The organism is Clostridium sp. CTA-19 (assembly GCF_054767855.1).
In genome coordinates, this window is the sequence record NZ_BAAABH010000020.1 from 29,193 (window position 1) to 51,403 (window position 22,211).

General features: G+C 28.0%; 17 protein-coding genes. 16 read left to right on the forward strand and 1 reads right to left on the reverse strand.

Going from position 1 to position 22,211, the window contains the following annotated elements; genetic code table 11:
* The first annotated feature begins 99 nt into the window (after nt 1–99).
* The 15 genes from ACYUE0_RS11965 (at nt 100) to ACYUE0_RS12035 (ending at nt 17,649) form a co-directional block, all read left to right on the forward strand.
* Nucleotides 100–849: a hypothetical protein gene (locus ACYUE0_RS11965; RefSeq protein ID WP_199868968.1), complete on the forward strand. Its 750-nt coding sequence runs from the start codon at nt 100–102 to the stop codon at nt 847–849.
* Nucleotides 850–1,343: 494 nt separating this feature from the next.
* Nucleotides 1,344–5,117 (forward strand): phosphoribosylformylglycinamidine synthase, encoded by a 3,774-nt coding sequence (locus tag ACYUE0_RS11970; protein ID WP_460270735.1) that lies wholly within the window; start codon nt 1,344–1,346, stop codon nt 5,115–5,117.
* 22 nt (nt 5,118–5,139) lie between these two features.
* Nucleotides 5,140–5,619: a 5-(carboxyamino)imidazole ribonucleotide mutase gene (gene purE / locus ACYUE0_RS11975; protein WP_460270736.1), complete on the forward strand. Its 480-nt coding sequence runs from the start codon at nt 5,140–5,142 to the stop codon at nt 5,617–5,619.
* A complete protein-coding gene (gene purC, locus ACYUE0_RS11980) occupies nt 5,619–6,332 on the forward strand; it encodes a phosphoribosylaminoimidazolesuccinocarboxamide synthase (RefSeq protein ID WP_460270737.1) in 714 nt (237 codons plus the stop codon). The genes purE and purC overlap by 1 nt, the downstream gene beginning before the upstream one ends.
* A 57-nt stretch (nt 6,333–6,389) precedes the next feature.
* The gene (gene purF / locus ACYUE0_RS11985; RefSeq protein ID WP_460270738.1) at nt 6,390–7,814 is read left to right on the forward strand and encodes an amidophosphoribosyltransferase; all 1,425 of its coding nucleotides are present in this window, start codon (nt 6,390–6,392) and stop codon (nt 7,812–7,814) included.
* Nucleotides 7,815–7,912: 98 nt separating this feature from the next.
* Nucleotides 7,913–8,911 carry a phosphoribosylformylglycinamidine cyclo-ligase gene (purM, locus tag ACYUE0_RS11990; RefSeq protein WP_460270753.1) on the forward strand — a complete coding sequence of 333 codons (999 nt, stop codon included), beginning with the start codon at nt 7,913–7,915 and terminating at the stop codon, nt 8,909–8,911.
* Nucleotides 8,899–9,510: a phosphoribosylglycinamide formyltransferase gene (gene purN, locus ACYUE0_RS11995; protein ID WP_460270739.1), complete on the forward strand. Its 612-nt coding sequence runs from the start codon at nt 8,899–8,901 to the stop codon at nt 9,508–9,510. The genes purM and purN overlap by 13 nt, the downstream gene beginning before the upstream one ends.
* A gap of 27 nt (nt 9,511–9,537) precedes the next feature.
* Complete coding sequence (gene purH, locus ACYUE0_RS12000; protein WP_460270740.1) at nt 9,538–11,040, forward strand: bifunctional phosphoribosylaminoimidazolecarboxamide formyltransferase/IMP cyclohydrolase; 1,503 nt, start codon at nt 9,538–9,540, stop codon at nt 11,038–11,040.
* Between the two features lie 50 nt (nt 11,041–11,090).
* Nucleotides 11,091–12,335 (forward strand): phosphoribosylamine--glycine ligase, encoded by a 1,245-nt coding sequence (gene purD, locus ACYUE0_RS12005; protein ID WP_460270741.1) that lies wholly within the window; start codon nt 11,091–11,093, stop codon nt 12,333–12,335.
* A 151-nt stretch (nt 12,336–12,486) separates the two neighbouring features.
* Nucleotides 12,487–13,002, forward strand: a complete 516-nt coding sequence (lepB, locus tag ACYUE0_RS12010) for a signal peptidase I (RefSeq protein ID WP_460270742.1) — start codon at nt 12,487–12,489, stop codon at nt 13,000–13,002.
* Between the two features lie 131 nt (nt 13,003–13,133).
* Nucleotides 13,134–13,643, forward strand: coding sequence for a signal peptidase I (gene lepB, locus ACYUE0_RS12015; RefSeq protein WP_061994206.1), 510 nt, complete (start codon nt 13,134–13,136; stop codon nt 13,641–13,643).
* A 114-nt stretch (nt 13,644–13,757) separates the two neighbouring features.
* On the forward strand, nt 13,758–14,264 hold the full coding sequence (lepB, locus tag ACYUE0_RS12020; protein ID WP_061994205.1) for a signal peptidase I: 507 nt from the start codon (nt 13,758–13,760) through the stop codon (nt 14,262–14,264).
* Between the two features lie 201 nt (nt 14,265–14,465).
* Nucleotides 14,466–15,860, forward strand: a complete 1,395-nt coding sequence (gene pepV / locus ACYUE0_RS12025; protein ID WP_460270743.1) for a dipeptidase PepV — start codon at nt 14,466–14,468, stop codon at nt 15,858–15,860.
* 216 nt (nt 15,861–16,076) lie between these two features.
* Nucleotides 16,077–16,358, forward strand: coding sequence for a hypothetical protein (locus ACYUE0_RS12030; protein ID WP_460270744.1), 282 nt, complete (start codon nt 16,077–16,079; stop codon nt 16,356–16,358).
* 193 nt (nt 16,359–16,551) lie between these two features.
* Nucleotides 16,552–17,649: a mandelate racemase/muconate lactonizing enzyme family protein gene (locus tag ACYUE0_RS12035; RefSeq protein ID WP_460270745.1), complete on the forward strand. Its 1,098-nt coding sequence runs from the start codon at nt 16,552–16,554 to the stop codon at nt 17,647–17,649.
* A 21-nt stretch (nt 17,650–17,670) separates the two neighbouring features.
* On the opposite strand, the gene ACYUE0_RS12040 is transcribed toward ACYUE0_RS12035, so the two are convergent.
* The gene (locus ACYUE0_RS12040) at nt 17,671–19,794 is read right to left on the reverse strand and encodes a HelD family protein (RefSeq protein WP_199868989.1); all 2,124 of its coding nucleotides are present in this window, start codon (nt 19,792–19,794) and stop codon (nt 17,671–17,673) included.
* Between the two features lie 774 nt (nt 19,795–20,568).
* On the opposite strand from ACYUE0_RS12040, the gene nhaC reads away from it, so the two are divergent.
* Nucleotides 20,569–22,020, forward strand: a complete 1,452-nt coding sequence (gene nhaC, locus ACYUE0_RS12045; RefSeq protein ID WP_199868990.1) for a Na+/H+ antiporter NhaC — start codon at nt 20,569–20,571, stop codon at nt 22,018–22,020.
* The last annotated feature ends 191 nt before the right edge of the window (nt 22,021–22,211 follow it).

Genomic DNA, 22,211 nt, shown 5'->3' on the forward strand with positions numbered 1-22,211 from the left:
TTCACTTTTTTATAAAGATTTTGCTGAAAATTACGAATAATAGATAGTAAGACTAGTTTATAGAAACGAGACATAGATTAAGATATAAGGATGAAAAGAATGAAAAAAGAAGAAATATACATTGTTGATTTTAAACTAGAGAATGAAGAGATCATAAAGCAATATTTTTACAAGTGGATAGAAAGTAGAAGGCACATCCCTAAAAATTTTACAAAAGAAATAAGATTGATGAGTGTAAGACCATACTATATGCCCTGTTATGTATGTGATTTAAAAATTGAATTAGATTACACTATAAGAGTACAAAAAAGATATAAAATTCGAAGGGGAATGAGCACTATAATTGATGATAATGAAATGTTTTATGTGAAAGATTATTCTCTTTTTGCATCTCAAGTAATACCTAGATATGATATGGATCAAATCTCACCCTATGATTTTTCTAAAATGTCTATAAGTGGGTATGAAACCAAACAAGTAGCAAAAGAAAAATTTATTCAAGTATATGATGACTGTATAAATCATTATAAAGGTGCAGTGATGAAAAAATTAGAAGATGTTATTAATAAAAAACTTTTGAAAGAGAATACAAAAGAAATGAAGAAAAAATTTTACAAAGTAAAATCACATGAAATAATTAATGAAGAATATTATAAAGTATTAGTACCAGTTTGGGTATGCAAGTATTCTTATAATATGACAACATACTATTGTATATTTAATGGTCAAAGTGGAAAAGAGTTTGGGCATACACCTTCTAGAAAAATAGATAAAATATTTATATCAGTAGTTATTTTTTTAATCATAATGATACTAGCAGTTTTTTTATTTATATATATAATTAAATAAATTATAATAGAGTTAAGGAAAATTATATTAAGGCATTTTTAAATAGTATAAAAATCTATTTAAAGATGTCTTTTTTATTTATAATTTATTTCTGAAAGTTTAGGTGTATGTTGAAAAATAATATCTTTACCTTCATATAAAAGTTTAACTCCATTTATCCACTCATTATCATAATCTGGTTGAAGTAGTGGGTCCTTCTAGTTATAGGATTTTAATCTGGAATTTGAACTTATCTTATTTTGGAACTTCATATTAAGTTTTATTTTAACCTGTTTAATTTTATAAATATATAATAAATATTTATAAAATTCAAACAAACGTACAATAAAAGGTTAAAATAAGAACAATATACGCATAATGTCGAACGAAAATGAAAATAATTCAAAAAAAGTACTTTAAAAAAATAAAAACTATGATATAATAACAATATCGAATGATTATTAAAAAAAATAAATATAATGTTCGTATAAAAGAATGGCTTAGGGGGAAAAGTTATGCAAAATCAAATTTTTACTATTTATGTTGAGAAAAAACCGAATTTTAATTTGGAATCACAGGGAATGTTAAGAGATTTTACTGTAAATCTTAAGCTGAATAATTTAAAAAATGTAAAAGTCATAAATAGATATGATATAAAGGGAATAAATAGTCACGAATGTGAATTAGTTAAAGACTTTATTTTAAGCGAAGTAAATGTAGACAATTTATATGAAAAAATTAATATAGAAAATAAAAATTCATTTAGGGTTGAATATCTTCCAGGCCAATATGATCAAAGGGCAGACTCAGCTATGCAGTGTATTCAGATATTAACTCAAAAAGAAGATTTAAAAGTTAAAACTAGTAAAATAATTATTTTAGAAGGGTTACTTAGTGAAAATGACGTAGAAAAAGTGAAAAAATACTACATAAATACTGTGGATTCTAGAGAAGTACCAGTAGATGAAATGGCGAAATTTAATGAAGAAAATCTTGAGATTAAACCAGTCGAAATTATAGAGGGATTTATAAATTTAGAAGAAGAGCAATTAGAAAGTTTTATAAAAGAAAAATCTTTAGCAATGACTTTACAGGATTTAAAGCTTGTTCAAAATTACTTTAAAAATGAAGAAAGAAGAAATCCTACTATAACGGAAATAAAAGTTATAGAAACTTATTGGTCAGATCACTGTAGACATACTACATTTCAAACAGTATTAACAGACATTGAAATCGAAAATGGTAAATTTTCAAAACCTATAAAAGAGGCTTTAGAAATATATAATAATTATAGAAATGAGTTATATAAAGACAAAGATAAAGCTGTTACACTTATGGACATAGCTGTGATTGGAATGAAAAAGTTAAAAGCTATAGGCAAATTAGATGATTTAGATGTTTCAGAAGAAATAAATGCTTGTAGCATAATTATAGATGCAGATATTGAAGGGAAAAATGAGAAATATTTAGTGATGTTTAAAAATGAAACACACAATCATCCAACAGAAATTGAACCTTTTGGAGGAGCATCTACTTGTCTAGGTGGAGCTATAAGAGACCCGCTTTCAGGAAGAAGTTATGTATATCAGGCTATGAGAATTACTGGATGTAAAAATCCTAAGGATGATTTAAAAAACACATTAAAAGGAAAATTACCACAAAGAAAAATTACAAAAGAAGCAGCGAAGGGATATAGCAGCTATGGAAATCAAATAGGGTTAGCAACAGGATATGTACAAGAATTATATCATGATGGTTATGAAGCTAAAAGGATGGAAGTTGGTGCAGTTATAGCAGCAGCACCATATGAGAATGTAATAAGAGCAAACCCACAGCCTACAGATAAAATCATTCTATTAGGTGGAAGAACAGGAAGAGATGGTGTTGGTGGTGCTGCAGGCTCATCTAAAGAACATAATGAAAAATCTCTTGAAAGTTGTAATGCTGAAGTTCAAAAGGGAAATGCTCCTACGGAGAGAAAAATTCAAAGATTATTTAGAAATAAAAAAGTTACAACAATGATTAAAAGATGTAATGATTTTGGAGCTGGAGGAGTTTCTGTTGCAATAGGTGAACTTGCTCCGGGATTAAAAATAAATTTAGATTTAGTTCCTAAAAAATATGAAGGATTAAATGGAACTGAAATTGCAATATCAGAATCACAAGAAAGAATGGCAGTAGTAGTTAGTGAAAAAGATATGAAAAAATTTATAAAATATGCAGAAAATGAGAATTTAGAAGCTGTAGCAGTTGCTGAGGTTACGGAAGAAAAACGTATAGTAATGAATTTTAATGGTCAAGAAATTTTAAATATTTCAAGAGATTTCTTAGATACTAACGGAGCAAAAAGTTTTAATAAAGTTAAAGCAATAGCACCAAAGGAATCGGAAAATTATTTTGAAAAAAATATTTTCACAAAAAATACTTTTGAAGAAACAATAAAAGGTTTGGTTGGAAATTTAAATATATGTTCACAAAAGGGGTTAATAGAAAATTTTGATTCCTCAATTGGAGGAAATACAGTGATTATGCCTTTCGGAGGCAAATATCAACAAACGCCAAATGAAGCGATGGTATGTAAAATTCCAATTTTAAATGGAGAAACTTCAACAGGTACAATAATGTCACATGGATTTAATCCATATATATCATCTTGGAGTCCATTCCATGGAGCGTTTTATGCAGTTATAGAAAGTTTAGCAAAAATTGTTGCTATAGGTGGAGATTATAAAAAAGTTAGATTATCACTTCAAGAATATTTTGAAAAGCTAGGATGTGATAAAGAAAAATGGGGTAAGCCATTTTCAGCATTATTAGGAGCATTATACGCACAGCATAGTTTTCAGATACCAGCTATAGGTGGAAAAGATAGTATGTCAGGAACTTTTAAAGATTTAAATGTGCCTCCAACATTAATATCTTTTGCAGTATCAACAGTGGATGTTAATAAAGTTGTAACTCAAGAATTTAAAAAGTTTAATAGCAAGGTAATTTCTATAAATGCTAAAAAAAATGAACAGGAAATTGTAGATACAGATAAATTAAAACTTAATTTTGAAAAAATACATTCACTTATAGACAAAGAACTGGTTTTAGCATCCTATACATCAAAGTTTGGGGGGATATTAGAGGCAGTAATTAAAATGGCTTTAGGAAATAAAATAGGATTTAAATTTAGTGAAGGACTAAATTTAAATGAAATTACTAAATTAAATTATGGAACTATTATATTAGAAATTAGTGATAATGTTAATTTGGAAAAGGAACTAGAAAATATTGATTATACTATTTTAGGGGAAACAACGAAGGAATATAACATACAGTGGAACAATGAAATAGTTAATTTAGATGAAATAGAAAGCATTTATAATATGCCATTAGAAGAAATCTTCCCAACTGATTATACAAATAAAAGTATATACAATAAAAAAATAGAAAATTATAAAGTTAAAAACAAGTTAGAAATTAAGTCACCTTTAATAAAGGTTGCAAAGCCAAAGGTTGTAATTCCTGTATTCCCAGGAACTAATTGTGAGTATGATTGTGAAAGAGCATTCATAAAAGCGGGAGCAGAAGTTGAACAGGTTGTATTTAAAAATCTAACTTCAAAAGATATAGAGGAATCTATAGAAATTTTAGCTAAAAAAATAAAAACATCACAAATAGTTATGTTACCAGGTGGATTTAGTGCAGGGGATGAGCCGGATGGTTCAGGTAAGTTTATAGCTACAGTATTTAGAAATAGCAAAATTAAAAATGAGGTCATGGAGTTATTGAAAAATCGTGATGGATTGATGTTAGGAATATGCAATGGATTTCAAGCACTTATTAAACTTGGTCTTGTAACTTATGGTGAAATAACAGATTTAAATGAAAACAGTGAAACACTAACTAATAATTCAATAGGAAGACATATATCTTGTATGGTAAATACTAAAATAGTTTCAAATTCTTCACCATGGCTTTGTAAAACCAAGGTAGGAGATGTTTATACAATTCCAGTATCACATGGTGAAGGAAGATTTTATGGTAGTGAGGAAGGTATAAAATCTTTATTTGAAAATGATCAAGTTGCTACACAATATGTTGATTTAAATGGAAATCCAACTTATGATATAAAATTCAATCCAAATGGTTCATTATATGCAATTGAAGGCATAACAAGTCCAGATGGAAGAGTATTTGGAAAAATGGGTCATAGTGAAAGAGTAGGAGCAAATGTTATAAAAAATGTTATAGGAAATCATGAACAGAAAATTTTTGAGAGTGGAGTTCACTATTTTAAATAATAGATTTTTAGGAGGGATATTTGTGAAAGTTGCAATTATATTTGGAAGTAAATCAGATACTGAAATTATGAGAAATGCTGCAAAATGTTTAAGAGAATTTGAAATCAATTTTGAGGCACATATTCTTTCTGCACATAGAGTGCCTGAAAAATTAGAAGAAGTTTTAAAACAGTTAGAAGAAGATGGTTGCGAATGCGTAATTGCAGGAGCTGGCCTTGCTGCACATTTACCAGGAGTTATAGCGTCTAAAACTGTTATTCCAGTTATAGGAGTTCCGATAAAAGCAGAACTAAATGGATTAGATGCACTATATTCTATAGTACAAATGCCAAAGGGAATTCCAGTAGCTACAGTTGGTATAAATAATAGCTATAATGCAGCTATGTTAGCAGTGCAAATAATATCTAACAAGTATCCTAAAGTTAAAGAGAAGTTAATTGATTATAGAAAAAATATGAAGAAAAACTTTATAAAAGAAAATGAGGGCGGGGTTGAATTATAATGGAAACTAAAAAATTAATGTATGAAGGAAAAGCAAAAAAAATATTTACATCAGGTAAAGAAGATGAAGTAATTGTGTATTACAAGGATGATGCTACTGCATTTAATGGTGAGAAAAAAGAAACTATTAATTCAAAGGGAATTTTAAATAATAGCATAACATCAAAGTTGTTTGAGATGTTAAATGATAGAGGAATAAATACTCATTTTATAAAAAAATTAAATGAAAGAGAACAGCTTTGTAAAAAAGTTGAAATAGTTCCAGTAGAAGTAATAGTAAGAAATGTTGCAGCTGGTAGTATGGCAAAAAGATATGGTTTAGAAGAAGGTAGTGAGTTAAAAACTACTGTTTTAGAAATAAGCTATAAAAATGATGATTTAGGCGATCCGCTTATGAATGATTATCATGCTGTAGCTATGGGTATTACAACTTTTGATGAATTAAATGAAATATATGACAATGCAAGAAAGATAAATGAAATTTTAAAAGAGTTTTATAAAAAACAAAATATAAAACTTGTAGATTTCAAATTAGAGTTTGGAAGATTTAATGGGGAAATTCTTTTAGCTGATGAAATATCCCCAGATACATGTAGACTTTGGGACATGACAACAGGTATGAAATTAGATAAAGATAGATTTAGAAGAGACCTTGGTGATTTAGTAGAGGGATATACAGAAGTATTAAATAGAATGTCACAGGTGGAAAAATAGTATATATTTTGGTAGCAGTGAAAGCATCTTTAATAAAAGGGCAAAGGGTGGTTAAACATGGAAGATTTAAAAAAAGGATATATTTATAATAATTTTTCTCCGGATAAATTTAAAGATGAATGTGGTGTATATGGAATTTTCAATACAGGAGAAGAAACATTAGAAGTAGGAAAAAGATCATATTATGGACTTTATGCACTCCAACATAGAGGTCAAGAAAGTGCAGGAATAGTAAGTTTTGATGGTGAAAAAATGCATTCTCATAAGGATATGGGATTAGTTTCAGAAGTATTTGATAAGGAGATTCTTTCAAAACTTACTGGTTATAGTGCAATAGGTCATGTAAGATATTCTACTGCAGGTGGAAGCTGTATTAAAAATGCACAACCAATACTTGGAGAGTTTAAATTAGGGAATATAGCTATTGCACATAATGGTAATCTAACTAATGCAGATATAATAAGAGAACTTTTAGAAGATTCAGGATGCATATTTCAAACTTTAATAGATTCAGAGGTTATATTATATCTTATAGCGAGAAGTGCAAAAAAAGGGATTTTAAATGCAGTTGTTGATACAATGCAAGCAATAAAAGGTTCATTTGCAATAACTATTCTTACAGAGAATGAACTTATAGGGGTTAGGGATCCTTATGGAATAAGGCCATTATGTATTGGGAAAATAAAAGATTCTTATGTTTTGGCGTCAGAGAGCTGTGCCTTAGATGCAACTGGCGCTGAGTTTATTAGAGATGTAGAAGCTGGAGAAATTGTAGTAATAAATAAAGAGGGGCTAAAAAGTATAAAATTTGGAGAAAAAAGCAAAAAAGCAGTGTGTTCATTTGAATATATATATTTTGCAAGACCAGATTCTAAAATAGATGGAATAAGTGTCCATAAATCAAGATTTAAAGCTGGTCAGGAATTATATAGGGAAAACCCAGTAGAAGCAGATATAGTTGTAGCTGTTCCAGATTCAGGAATATCTGCAGCTATGGGATATTCAGAGGCTTCAGGAATTCCTTATGAATTAGGACTTATAAAAAATAAATATGTAGGAAGAACATTCATATCCCCAACTCAAGAAGAAAGAGAAAATGCTGTAAATGTAAAACTTAATGTTTTAAAAGAAAATGTTAGTGGAAAAAGGGTTGTTTTAATAGATGACTCTATAGTAAGAGGAACTACAAGTAAAAGGTTAGTTGAACTTTTAAGAGAGGCAGGAGCTAAAGAGATACATTTTAGAGTTTCATCACCAGTAGTTAAATTTCCATGTTATTTAGGTATAGATACTCCGTATAGACGAGGTCTTATAGGTGCAAACATGGGGGTTGAGGAAATTTGTAATATAATAGGCGCAGATACTTTAGGATATTTATCAAAGGAAAAACTTTTAGAATGTCTAGATAAAAATATGGATTTTTGTATGGGATGTTTTCAAGGTGAATATCCAATATCAGCACCAATAAAATTTGAAGAATAAAATTTGAAATTCTATATAGTGGATAGTTGAATATGAAAGTAGAAATAACTATCCACTAAAAAATTACATATATTTGGTGAAAGAGAGGAATGGGGAGAATGATAACTTATAAAGATGCAGGGGTTAATATAGAAGAGGGTTACAAGGCTGTTCAACTTATGAAAGAGTATACTAAAAAAACTATGACAAGTGGAGTTTTAAATGGGTTAGGTAGTTTTGCTGGTATGTTTGAAATAGGATGTGGTTATGAAAATCCAGTATTAGTTTCAGGTACAGATGGAGTAGGAACTAAACTTGAAATTGCAATAAGTTTAAATAAGTTTGACACTATTGGAATAGACTGTGTGGCTATGTGTGTTAATGATATTTTATGTCATGGTGCAAAACCAATATTTTTCTTAGATTATATAGCTTGTGGAAAATTAAATTCTAATACTGCTGCTGATATAGTCAAGGGAGTTTCAAATGGTTGTATACAATCAAGTGCAGCACTTATAGGAGGAGAAACTGCTGAAATGCCAGGTATGTATAAAGATGGAGACTATGATTTAGCAGGATTTGCAGTTGGAATTGTAGATAAAAAAGATATTATAGATGGAAGTAAAATAAAAGATGGGGATGTACTAATAGGAATTGCATCTTCAGGAGTTCATAGTAATGGTTATTCTCTTGTAAGAAAGTTAGTAGAAAACTATGATGAAAAATTAGGTGATAAAACTTTAGGTGAAATTCTTTTAACTCCAACAAAGATATATGTAAAATCAATTATGGAGCTTATGAAGAAATTTGAAATACATGGAATGGCACATATAACTGGTGGTGGATTTTATGAAAATATTCCAAGGATGTTTAAAGGTGATTTAACTGCTGAAATAGAGAAGGATTCTTTTGAAATTCCAGAGATATTCAAATATTTAATGGAAAAAGGTGTAGATGAAAATCATATGTTTAACACATATAATATGGGAATAGGAATGGTATTAGCTGTAGATGATAATGATGCAACAAAAATCATAGAAACTTTAGAGAAGTTAGGGGAAAAAGCATATAAAATAGGAAAAGTTGTATCAGGAGGGGAAGGCATTTGTTTAAAATAGCAGTTTTAATATCTGGAAGTGGAACTAACCTACAAAGTATAATTAACAATATTAAAGATGGATACTTAAAGGACTGTACTATTGAATATGTAATTAGTGATAAAAAAGATGTATTTGGATTAAAACGAGCGGAAGAAAATAATATAAAGACTATGGTATTTGACAAGAATGAACTAAAAGAAGACTTAAGCTATAGTATATTAAAATATCTTAAAGGAAAAGTAGATTTAATAGTGCTAGCAGGTTTTACTTCTATATTGAAAGAAAATATAATAGATGAATTTAGAAATAGAATAATAAATGTACATCCATCATTAATACCAAGTTTTTGTGGAAAAGGTATGTATGGATTAAAAGTTCATGAAGCAGCAATTGAATATGGTGTAAAGGTAAGTGGCTGTACAGTTCATTTTGTAGATCATGGCACAGATACAGGAGCCATAATAATTCAAAAAGTAATTGATGTTAAAAACACGTACAGTGCAAAGGACTTACAACAAGAAGTTTTAAAAATTGAACATAAGGCTCTTCCAGAAGCTATAAAACTTATAAGTGAAGGAAGAATTAAAATAGATAAGCGAAAAGTTACAGTAAGCTAAAACTATAAAAATTAAAGGGTGATATTGATGATAAAAAGAGCATTAATAAGTGTATTTGATAAAACAAATATACTAGAGTTTGTAAAATTTCTTCAAAAAAATGATGTTGAAATAATATCAAGTGGTGGAACTTATAAATATTTAAAAGAAAATCATATAGATGTAAAAGAGGTCTGTGAAATAACAAAAGCTGATGAGATGTTAGATGGAAGAGTTAAAACCATTCATCCTAATATACATGGTGGTATACTGGCAATTAGAGATAATAAAAGTCATATGGACACATTAAAAGAAAGAAAAATAGAAGCTATAGATTTAGTTTGTGTAAACTTATATCCTTTCTTTGAAAAAGCTAAAGAAGATTTAGCTTTTGAAGAAAAAATAGAATTTATTGATATAGGTGGTCCAAGTATGCTAAGAAGTGCTGCAAAGAATTTTAAAGATGTTCTCGTTGTTAGTGATATTAAAGACTATGAAACTGTTATAAAACAAATTAGCGACAATGGTGATGTAGATTATAAAACAAGAAAAAACTTTGCAGCAAAAGTATTTAATTTAACTACTGCCTATGATGCAGCAATATGCAAATTTTTACTTGAAGAAGATGATGAAGAAAACTATTTTACTGCTTCATATATAAAAGAAAATAATTTAAGATATGGTGAGAATAGTCATCAAGGCGCAATGGTTTATAAAAATACTAATGGACTAGGAATGCTTAATAATATAGTTAAATTAAATGGAAAAGAACTATCTTACAATAATATAAAAGATATGGACATTGCATGGAAAGTTGTAAATGAGTTTGAAGAAATAGCTTGTTGTGGATTAAAACATAATACACCATGTGGAGTGGCTATTGGAAATACTGTAATAGATGCTTATAAAAAAGCACATAGTTGTGATCCAGTATCAATATTTGGAGGAATAGTAGCAATAAATAGGAGTATTGATAAAGAAACAGCAAAAGAAATGATAAAGACATTTTTAGAAATTGTAATAGCTCCGGATTTTACAGAAGAAGCTATCACAATCTTAAAAGAAAAGAAAAATTTAAGGGTTATACAATGTACATCAAAGCCAAATGATAAAAAAGAAATTATATCTATAGACGGTGGTTTATTGGTTCAAGAATTAGATAAGAGAATGTATGATGATTTAAAAGTAGTTACAAAGGAAAAACCAAGTAATGAAGAAATGGAAGAGTTAATGTTTGCAATGAAAGTTTGTAAATATGTAAAATCTAATGCCATAGTTGTATCTAAAGATAAAAAAGCTGTAGGTATAGCAGGTGGACAAGTTAATAGAATATGGGCAACAAAGCAAGCGCTTGAAAGAGGCGAAGGGGCTACAGTATTGGCTTCTGATGCATTCTTCCCATTTAGGGATTGTGTAGATGAAATAGCAAAATCAAATATAAAAACTATAATTCAACCTGGTGGGTCGTTAAGAGATCAAGAATCAATAGATGCCTGTAATGAGTATGGAATAAGTATGGTATTTAGTGGAATAAGACATTTTAAACATTAAAACTGAGAGTAGATTAAATAGTTACTAACTAAAGTTTAGGAGAGTGAACAATGAAGATATTGTTAGTAGGTAATGGTGGTAGAGAGCATGCATTAGCATATAAAATGGCACAAAATCCCATAGTTGAAAAAATATATTGTTCTAAAGGAAATGGTGGAACTTATTTTGAGAATAAATGCGAGAATATAGATATAGACAATATAGATGACTTAGTAAATTTTGCACAAACTAATGATATTGAACTAACGGTTGTAGGACCAGAAAAAAAGCTTTGTGAAGGAATCGTAGATAAATTTAAAGAAAAAGGACTTAGGATTTTTGGACCTAGTAAAGAAGCAGCACAATTAGAAGGTAGTAAAGCATTTTCAAAAGATTTCATGAAAAAATATGGCGTAAAAACTGCAGAGTATAGTAAGTTTTATAATTTAAAAGAAGCATTAAACTATGTTGAAAATTGTACTTTGCCAGTGGTTATAAAAGCAGATGGTCTAGCAGCAGGTAAAGGCGTTGTTATAGCAGAAAAAAGAGAAGAGGCAATAAAAGCAGTAAAAGATTTTATGGAAGATAAAATTTTAGGCAATGCTGGAGATGGTTTAGTTATAGAGGAATTTTTAGAAGGTGTTGAAGCATCTATACTTTCTATAACAGATGGTGAAGTGATAATACCATTTATATCTGCAAAAGATCATAAAGCCATAAATGATGGCAATAAAGGACCTAATACAGGGGGAATGGGCACAATTGCTCCAAATCCATATTGTAATGAGGAAGTTTTGAAAGATTTTACACAACATATAATGATACCAACATTAAACGGTATAAAAAAAGAAAAGTTAGATTATATTGGTATAATATTTTTCGGAATTATGATAACTAAAAAAGGTATATATTTACTTGAATATAATGTTAGAATGGGAGATCCTGAAACACAAGTAGTACTTCCTCTTATGGAAAGTGATTTAGTAGAATTAATAAATAGTGCCATAGATAAAAACTTAAAAAATACTAAAGTTTTATTTAAAAATCAGCATGCTTGTTGTGTTATAGCTTCATCAAAGGGATATCCAATAAAATATGAAAATGGTTTTGAGATAACGGGAGTAAACAAAGTTAAAGCTAAAACTTTTTTTGCAGGAGCAGAAGAAAAAAACGGAAAATTATTAACTAGTGGTGGAAGAGTACTAGGGGTAACCACAATAGGAAAAACATTAGAGGAAGCAAGAAATAAAGCTTATGATAGCATAAATAAAGTACATTTTGATGGAATATATTATAGAAAAGATATTGGAAAATAGTTTTAAAATAAAAACATTATGAGTTTCATAGTGTTTTTTATTTTAATATGAAAATTAATTAAATAAAAAAGAATTTGTTATTTCTTTATGATATAATTAAAAAGTGATTTTAAAAGTATATATACATATTATATAGATAGGAGTGAAATACTTGGAATTACTTGAAAAGTTTTTTAAAGAGTGGGGAATACCAATTTTATGTGCTGTTTTTTTAGCATTTTTGGTAAACAGATTTATATTCTTTAATGTTAATGTCCCAACAGAATCTATGTATCCAACTATAAAGCCTAGGGATAAGATATTTGTTACTAGAATTCATAGTCAAGAATCACTTCAAAGAGGAGATATTATAGTATTTAAATCAGAAGAATTGGAAGAAGATTTAATAAAAAGACTTATAGGTCTTCCAGGTGATCACATTGAAATAAAAGCTGATGGAACTATGTACATTAATGGCAAAATAGTTGAAGAGGATTATGTAGTATACAATAGTAATAAAGAAGCTATTTTTGATGTTCCAGAAGACTGCTATGTATTTTGTGGAGACAATAGAAATAATTCATTGGATGCAAGATATTGGGATAATCCGTATATAAATTATAAAGATATAAAAGGAAAAGCAAGGTTTGTAATAAGCCCATTTAGTAGATGGGGAAAATTGAATTAACATTGAAAGCTATATTAAAATTTTAGTATAGCTTTCTTATTATTTATTTTTATTATTTAATGATAAATTTTCTTAACAGATAACTTTAAATAATGTAAAATATACATATAAATGCAGGGGGAGGAGAAAAAATGAAGAAGTTTATAAAAGATTGGTTATGGATAATTATAGTAGCATTAATAATAGCAGGGGTAACTAATAAATTTATTTTTTTTAATATAAAAGTAACAACTGGATCAATGTTACCAACAATACAGTTAGATGATACCATATTTTGTACAAAAATTTATGGTGAAAAGTCTATTAAAAGAGGAGAAATAATAGTTTTTGAATCAAAAGAATTAGAAGATGACTTGGTTAAAAGAGTAATAGGACTTCCAAATGATCATGTTGAATTTAAAAATGATGGAACTGTTTATATAAACAATAAGAAGTTAGAAGAGCCTTATGTAGTTAATAATAGTGATAAGACTGGAATTTTTGATGTTCCTGAACATTGTTATCTTTTTGCAGGGGATAATAGGGCTACATCATTAGATGCAAGAAGTTGGGATAATCCTTACATAAATTATAAAGATATAAAAGGAAGAGCTAAATTTGTAATAATGCCTTTTAGTAGATGGGGAAAATTAGATAAATAATTAAAAGCTATATTAAAATTTAAGTTTTAATATAGCTTTTAATTATGGAGTTTCTTAACAGATAACTTTAAATAATGTAAAATAAAATTATTAAATATAGTTAGGGGAGAAAGTATGAAGAAGGTTATAAAAGAATGGCTGGGGATAATTTTAATAGCATTAATAATAGCAGAGGTAACTAACAAATTAATTTTTTTTAATATAAAAGTTCCTACAGGTTCAATGTTACCAACAATACAATTAGATGATGTTATATTTTGTACGAGAATTTATGGTGAGAAATCAATTGAAAGAGGAGAAATAATAGTTTTTAAATCAAAAGAACGAGATGAAGATTTAGTTAAAAGGGTAGTAGGGCTTCCAAATGATCATGTTGAATTTAAAAATGATGGAACTGTTTATATAAATAATAAGAAGTTAGAAGAGCCTTATGTGGTTAATAATAGTGATAAGACTGGAGTTTTTGATGTTCCTGAACATTGTTATCTTTTTGCGGGGGATAATAGGGCTACGTCATTAGATGCAAGAAGTTGGGATAATCCTTACATAAATTATAAATATATACAAGGAAAGGCAAGGTTTGTAATAAACCCTTTTAGTAGATGGGGAAAACTTAAATAATAAAATAATCCTTTAAAATACATATAAGTGTTTTAAAGGATTATTTATTTTAAATAAATATAAATTAAAAAAATAATAATTTTTCAATTAAATAAAAATATTTTTTATTTAATTATTGAGTTTGTTCATGAAAAGTGCAATAATTAAATTATAAGTTAACAAAATGTTAAAAATTATTTTCCAAGAAAGGAAGTTGTATATATGGATATTAATCAAAGAATTGACGCTATGCGTAATGAAATTATTGCCTCAACAGCAGAACTTGTTAAAATAAGAAGTTTGGAAGGTGAAGCTAAACCAGGCATGCCTTTTGGAGAAGATGTAGATAAGGCCTTACAATGTGCTTTAAAGATATCAGAAAAGTTAGGCTTTAAAACAGTTAATGTTGATGGATATGCAGGATATGCAGAAATCGGAGAAGGTGAAGAATACGTTGCATCCCTTGGACACTTAGACTTAGTTCCAGAAGGAGATGGATGGATGTATCCACCATATGCTGCTGAGATACATGACGGAAAAATGTATGGAAGAGGAACCTCTGATGATAAAGGACCGGTTGTTGCTTGTTTATATGCATTAAAAGCAATAAAAGATTCAAATCTTCCAATGTCAAAAAGAATAAGAGTTATATTTGGAACAAATGAGGAAACTGGCGGGGAAGACATTCCATATTACTTAAAAAAAGAAAAAGCACCAGTATTAGCATTTACACCAGATGCTGATTTCCCAATAATAAATGGGGAAAAGGGTATAACAATATTTGACTTAGTTAAAAATTTTGTACCATGTGATAAAGATGGTAAAGTTATAATTGAAAGCATAGTTGGTGGAAATGCTGCAAATATGGTTCCAGATTATTGCGAAGCAATTTTAACTTGTGCCAATGCTGAAGAAGTTAAAAATACAGTAGAAGAATTTGCAAAAGACAAAAAATATGAAATAACAGTTAACATAGAAGGTAATAAAGCAATTATTAAATCTATAGGAGTTTCTGGACACGGAAGTACACCAGAACAAGGAAAAAATGCTATAATGCAATTAATTACATGTTTAGCAACTTTAGATTTAAGAAATGATGAAGTATCTGATTATGTTAAATTCTTTGATGAAAAAGTTGGTATGGAAGTAGATGGAAAGAGCTTCGGAGTTTATCTTGAAGATGAGCCATCAGGAACATTATCATTTAATTTAGGAAAAATTAATTTAAATAGAAAAAGTGGATCAACTACATTAAACTTAAGATATCCAGTTACAAAAACTTTAGATGATATGATGACTCCATTATGTACAACTTTAGGAACTACAGGAATAATGATGGAAAACTTCTCACATCAAGAGCCATTATATTTCGAAACAGATCACCCATTAATTCAAAAGTTAGCAAAGGCTTATAGTGAACAAATGGATGAAGAAGCTAAATTTGTTTCAATAGGAGGAGGTACTTATGCTAAAGAAATGCCTAACACAGTAGCATTTGGACCAACATTTATAGGACAGCCAAGCACAGTTCATCAACCAAATGAATATATAGATATAGAAGAATTGATAAGAATTTCAAAAATATATGCATATGCATTATATGAATTAGCAAAATAATTAATAAAATAATAGAAACACCTAAGAATTTTTCTTAGGTGTTTATTTTTAATTTTTAAAATAAGTTAAAAATTTGGAAACAAATAAAATCTTTATAAAATTCAATATTTTTTAAAAATATTATAAAATATATGGATAAAATAGGAAGACGATGTTATAATATAAATATACTGTTAATAAGTTAAAAGAAATTTAATAATTATTTAGGAGTGTATTATGATTTTTTTATCGATGGTATCTTTAATTACGGCTATAATTTTATTAGTGTTTATAGAAAGTCCTTCAATAATATTAGCTTTTAGTCTTATATTTATAAGCTTTATAAGTTCTTTAAGTAGTCTAAAAAAGCTATCAAATAATGCTGAAGGTGCTTTGAAAAATAAAGAATTTAAAATAATAAGTAATAAATCAATTAGTATTTGTTCTGCAATCTTGATCATGAATGTATTTATTGTAAGTTCACTGATTCTAATTTTCTTTTTACAAAAGATAACCTAATACAGACTTTTAAGTCTGAAAATTTAAAATGTTAAATAAATATACTGATATACTTAATATGTATACTCAGTTATTTTTATTTAATTTTATTAAGTAAAAATAAATTTATAATGAGCATTTAATTGGAATAATATGCTTTTATTTTAAATAGTATTATAAAGTAAAAATTAAATTTCATTGTGAGGTTTTTATTATGAAAATAAAAGAAATAAAAATAGGTAAAATAGATATACCGTTAAAAAGAAAGTATAAGCTTCCAACAAGAGAAATAACAACTTCTGAAGAAGTTGTTATAAAAATTATAACTGATACCGGTGAAATTGGTTATGGTAGTGCAGCTCCAGCACCAATGGTTACTGGAGAGACAGAAAATTCTATAATTGGGGCTATAAGATATATAGAAGATTATATAAAGGGGATGGAAATTAGCTCGCTAGAGTCTATAATAGCCACTATGGAAAAAGTTATTAGAAGAAATCCAAGCGCCAAGGCTGCTATAGATATAGCACTTTATGATTTAGCAGGCAAGAAATATAATGAGCCTTTATATAAATTTTTAGGAGGAAATACAAACTTTACTATAACAGATACCACTATAATGAATGATTCTATTGAAAATATGGCTAAAAATTCATTAGAAGCTATGCTTAATGGCTATGCAGATTTGAAAATTAAGTTAGGTTATGGAAGTTTTGAAAAGGATATTGAAATTCTTCAGGCTATTAAAAAGTCCATAAGAAAATCTGCAAGAATAAGAATAGATGGTAGTGGGGCATGGAGTGCAAAAGAAGCAATAAAGATAATAAGAAAATGTGAAGAAATAGGACTTGATATAGATTTTGTAGAGCAACCAGTTAAGTATTGGGATATAGAAGGTTTAAAACAAGTTAAAGATAGTGTGGATACTATGATTTTAGCTGATGAATCTGTATTTGGATATTCTAGCGCAGAGGCTTTTAGAGTAATAAAAAATAGAACTTGCGATTATATAAATTTAAAACTTATGAAAAGTGGAGGAATCCATAATGCAATAAAAATATATAATATGGCAGAGACTATGGATATAAAATGTATGATGGGATGCATGATAGAAAGTAAAATAGGTATAACTGCTGCTGCTAGTATGGCAATGGCTAAAGACAATATGATAACCTCAGATTTAGACACTATGCTTATATTTGAAGAAGACCCTATAGTAGGTGGAGCGACTTTTGAAAAAAATAAAATAATATTAAATGATGAGCCAGGTCTTGGAATTAAAGAAATAAAAGGATGGAAAGAGATAAAATAAAGGACACCTAAGGTGTCCTTATTATTTTGTAGATATTATAGCTAATTTGTGAAGGGCTCTAGTGGCCATCACATATCTTAATTTTTTTATATTATCGTAGTAATTATTTTTATATTTATTACTTTCAATTATTACAACACCATCAAATTCTAATCCTTTTGCAAAATATGAAGGTATTATTGTAATTCCATGAGTGTATTTTATATAGTCCTTATTAATTAATTTAAAGTTCAATTTATTTTGCAACATAGAGCTTAACTCTAATGCTTCATTTTCATCATAGGTTACTATAGCTATATTTTCTAAATTTTCATCTCTCATTTTTTGAGCAATAGCTATTATTTGTGATTCTAATTCAGATTTGGAATTAGCAATAGTTTTTTCAACTTGTTCACCAGAACGAACTAATGGAACTATTTTATCTTCATTTAGAAAATTATTAGCATAGTCCATTATTTCTTTAGTGGAACGATAGCTTTTATCTAATTTATAATTAGAGACTTTTAGGTCATTTAAGTAGTTAGCTAAAGTTAACATAGCTGGTTCACCATTTAAAGGTAATAGACGTTGATTGCTATCACCAACAATTGTAAATGAATTGCACTTGGTAATTTCTCTTATCGTAGCAAATTGGACTGGAGAATAATCCTGTGCCTCATCTATTACAACGTGTTTTATGTCATCTTTTAACTTAAATCCTTCTAATTTAACTTTAAGATATAGAATTGCAGCTAAATCTAATTCTGTTAAATCTAAGCTGGTATTGAACTCAGTATAAAGATCAATAATATCTGGCGAATTTAAATAAGATAAAGATTTTTTTAGTTCTATTAAATCTTTTATAAGTTCTTGTATTGCAATTTTTCTTTTGAAATCTAAATCATTTATTTCTAAAATTAATTCATCTTTAGAGAGTTTTGATTTGATAGCCTTAAAATTATTTTCAATAGCTCTAAATTCTGTATCTCTAGCATCTTTAAGTTTAGAAAAAATTATTCTTTTAATTCTTTTGCTACGTTTGAATAAAGGCATATATTTAAAATCTTCTTCAAACATATTTTGAATATCTTCTTTACTTATAACTAAATTACCTCTAAGGGATATATCTTCATATTTAAATAAGTTAGCATTCAGAGACTCTATATATGTATCTAGTGAGTTTTTGAAATCTATGGAAGATTTATAAGCAATGTCTTCTATAAATGTTTTATCACCGTTAAATACTTTTTCCATAACGTCTTTTAATGAAAAAGCTTCTTCTAAATCTAAAACTTCAAGAGCAAAATCTATAAATGTAGATTGTTTTACTCCGCTTTCTCCAAGGCTAGGAAGTACATCAGATATATAATCCATAAATATGTGATTGGGACCAAGTATAAGAACTTTATTTTCTAAAGATTCTCTGTTGTTATATAAAAGGTATGCCACTCTATGAAGAGCAATAGTAGTTTTACCACTACCAGCAACACCATCAACAACAAGTGCTTTATATTTATCTTCTCTTATAATTTCATCTTGTTCACTTTGTATTGTCATTATAATATCTTTTAATTTTTGGGATGAATTCTTACTTAATACCATTTGAAGTATATCATCATTTACATTTACTGCAGAATCAAACATTCCTTCAAGAATGCCTTTTTTTATTATGAATTGACGTCTACCTAATATATTTACATCAACTTTTCCCATAGGAGCATTATACTGACTTTCTCCTAAAGAACCATGATAAAATAATGATGATACAGGGGCTCTCCAGTCAACGACAACCGGTTCAAAGGTATTATATGGAGTAACACCAAATCTACCTACATATATTTTATCTATTCCAAAATCCTCTTCTCTAAATTCAACATTTCCAAAGTAAGGAGAAGTTTTAAGTATATTAAGTTCCTTAAGTTTTGTATCAATAGATTTAAAGGCTTCTTCTTTTACATACCTTTCATGGTCAAAGTAATCAATTAATTTATCTTCGTCATCTTTATAGTCATCTAAGATGTTCTTTCTATACTCAACTATGTAGTCAACAATTTCTTTTCTTTTATCTAAGTATATCAATATTTCATTATTAATTAACTCAATTACCTCTGATAATTTTTCTTTTTCTATACCGAATTCTAGTTCTTTTTTTAATTCATCGTTCATAAAAAATCCTCCCTTCAAAGGCTGTAAAAACAAAATTTTTCTATGACACTATTTATAAGTTTAAACAAATTATGAAAAACTTATAACAATAGAGTACCTAATATTATAACCCTAGATTTATAATATTAAAAGATAAAGATAATAAATTTTAAATTTCAACTATACATTCTTAACTAAAGTAAGCTGTTAAGTAGTAGTAAAATATTAATCTTAGATTTTCTTATTTGATAAATGCATAAATTAAAAATTCATTTCAAAACTATATAGGGTTCCAAGTTGACTTTAAAAATTATCCATTCCAAAACTTGGATACCTAAAATAGTGAGACATGCTCTGAATCACTTGAAATTCAACACTATATTTTGTATAAAAATATTTTAAAGTTATTGAATAAATTTAAATTTGAGCTTGTTTCCCTATAATAGTAGAGAACTTAAAATTGAAATGAAAAAATATAATATAAATTCAATAATAATACAGTTAAAATTATAGTGTATAGTTATGCAACAGTATATTGAAAAACATAAATATAACATTAGAAGATTTAGAAAATCTATTTTTAGATAACCGCTAAGATTAAAGATTTATAAAACTAATAAGATGATATTAGTTTTATAAAATTTAAAATATTCTATAAATTTTATAGTTATTGTGGTATATTTATACTAAAAGAAAATAAAATCGCATAAATATTATTTTGAAAAATTTTTAAATAAAATTATAATCAATACAAATTCAAATATAATTTTAACTTATAAAAAGGGGGAGACTTTCATGGAAGGTGACAAAATGTGTAAAAAACCATCGCTTATGGTATCTTTAATACCATTTATTTCGTTAATAGTATTTATGTTATTAGGTGTAATTGTATTTGACTCTGCACCACAAATTCCTTTAATTATATGCTGTGTAATAACAGCTTTTATAGGTAAATTTTTAGGAATCAGTTGGGATGATATGGAGAAGGCCATGATAGAAACTAATTCTATGGCTATGCAAGCTAATTTTATCATTATGATAGTGGGGTGTTTGGTTGGAACTTGGATTGCAGGTGGAGTAGTTCCAGGTATGATATACTATGGGTTGAAAATGTTTACACCAACAATGTTTTTATTTTTACTACCAGTGATATGTGCCATAGTATCAGTGTCAACTGGTAGTGCATGGACTACAGCAGGAACTATGGGAACAGCAGCAATGGGAATTGGAGCTGGGCTTGGTATACCAGCACCTATAGTAGCAGGAGCAGTTGTAAGTGGAGCGTCCTTTGGAGATAAACTATCACCATTATCAGATAGTACAAATTTAGCTGCTGGAGTAGTTGGAACAAATGTTTTTGAACATATAAGGCATATGCTTTACACAACAATACCAAGTTTTACAATAGCAGTAAGTTTGTTTGGTCTTATTGGTCTTAAATATAAAGGTGCTGTTGTAGACACAACTCAAATTGATGCTATATCAAAGACTATATTGGCAACATTTCATATAAGTCCATTAATTTTTATTGCACCTTTATCAGTAATATTAATGATAATATTTAAAGTTCCTGCCATACCAGGAATGATAGGCGGTGCTACGATAGGAACAATATTTGCATTTTCACAAGGAAATAGTATATCAGAAGTTTTACATGCATTATTTTATGGAGTTCAACTAAGTACTGGAAATGCAATGGTAGATTCTCTTTTAAATAGAGGAGGATTACTTTCAATGATGGAAACAATTTCTCTTGTTATGTGTGCATTAGCTTTTGGCGGACTAGTTAAGAGAATAGGTTGTTTAGATACTATAATATCTGTAATACTTAAACACTGTCATAGCAGAGGAAGTATTATTTTATCCAATATAGTAAGTTGTATAGCTATGAATTTTATGGCAGCAGATCAATATATGTCAATAGTTATTCCGGGGCAAATGTACAAGCCTGTATATGAAAAATTAAACTTACATCCTACAAATTTATCGAGAGTTTTAGAAGATGCAGGAACTTTAACTTCTGGGTTAGTACCATGGTCAACCTGTGGTGCAATTTACTTTACAACCTTAGGGGTAAGTGCTTTTGCTTATGCACCATTTCACTTTTTAGGGTTTATTAATCCACTAGTTTCAGCATTTTATGGTTATACAGGTATAGCATTAAAACCATTAGATTCAAGCAAACCAATAGGAAATATATTAAGTGAAAATAATACTTTAGATAAAGATAATACCGTTAAAATATAAAAATAAAAGGTAGCTTACTAAGCTACCTTTTATTTTTATAAAAAGTATATTATTGACATTCTAATATTATACGACGTATAATATATATAAAGATATAATATTATAGGGTAAAATAATAAAGTTAAAGTAACTTATAGAATTTTATTATAAATAAAAAGATATTTTTAGTATTTAAAGTTATCCCTATATTA

What these genes read in the sequence shown, in the direction of transcription:
- ACYUE0_RS11965 (WP_199868968.1), top strand. Translation starts at nt 100, where the DNA reads ATGAAAAAAGAAGAAATATACATTGTTGATTTTAAACTAGAGAATGAA.
- ACYUE0_RS11970 (WP_460270735.1), top strand. Translation starts at nt 1,344, where the DNA reads ATGCAAAATCAAATTTTTACTATTTATGTTGAGAAAAAACCGAATTTT.
- purC (WP_460270737.1), top strand. Translation starts at nt 5,619, where the DNA reads ATGGAAACTAAAAAATTAATGTATGAAGGAAAAGCAAAAAAAATATTT.
- purF (WP_460270738.1), top strand. Translation starts at nt 6,390, where the DNA reads ATGGAAGATTTAAAAAAAGGATATATTTATAATAATTTTTCTCCGGAT.
- purM (WP_460270753.1), top strand. Translation starts at nt 7,913, where the DNA reads ATGATAACTTATAAAGATGCAGGGGTTAATATAGAAGAGGGTTACAAG.
- purH (WP_460270740.1), top strand. Translation starts at nt 9,538, where the DNA reads ATGATAAAAAGAGCATTAATAAGTGTATTTGATAAAACAAATATACTA.
- purD (WP_460270741.1), top strand. Translation starts at nt 11,091, where the DNA reads ATGAAGATATTGTTAGTAGGTAATGGTGGTAGAGAGCATGCATTAGCA.
- lepB (WP_061994206.1), top strand. Translation starts at nt 13,134, where the DNA reads ATGAAGAAGTTTATAAAAGATTGGTTATGGATAATTATAGTAGCATTA.
- lepB (WP_061994205.1), top strand. Translation starts at nt 13,758, where the DNA reads ATGAAGAAGGTTATAAAAGAATGGCTGGGGATAATTTTAATAGCATTA.
- pepV (WP_460270743.1), top strand. Translation starts at nt 14,466, where the DNA reads ATGGATATTAATCAAAGAATTGACGCTATGCGTAATGAAATTATTGCC.
- ACYUE0_RS12030 (WP_460270744.1), top strand. Translation starts at nt 16,077, where the DNA reads ATGATTTTTTTATCGATGGTATCTTTAATTACGGCTATAATTTTATTA.
- ACYUE0_RS12035 (WP_460270745.1), top strand. Translation starts at nt 16,552, where the DNA reads ATGAAAATAAAAGAAATAAAAATAGGTAAAATAGATATACCGTTAAAA.
- ACYUE0_RS12040 (WP_199868989.1), bottom strand. Translation starts at nt 19,794, where the DNA reads ATGAACGATGAATTAAAAAAAGAACTAGAATTCGGTATAGAAAAAGAA.
- nhaC (WP_199868990.1), top strand. Translation starts at nt 20,569, where the DNA reads ATGGAAGGTGACAAAATGTGTAAAAAACCATCGCTTATGGTATCTTTA.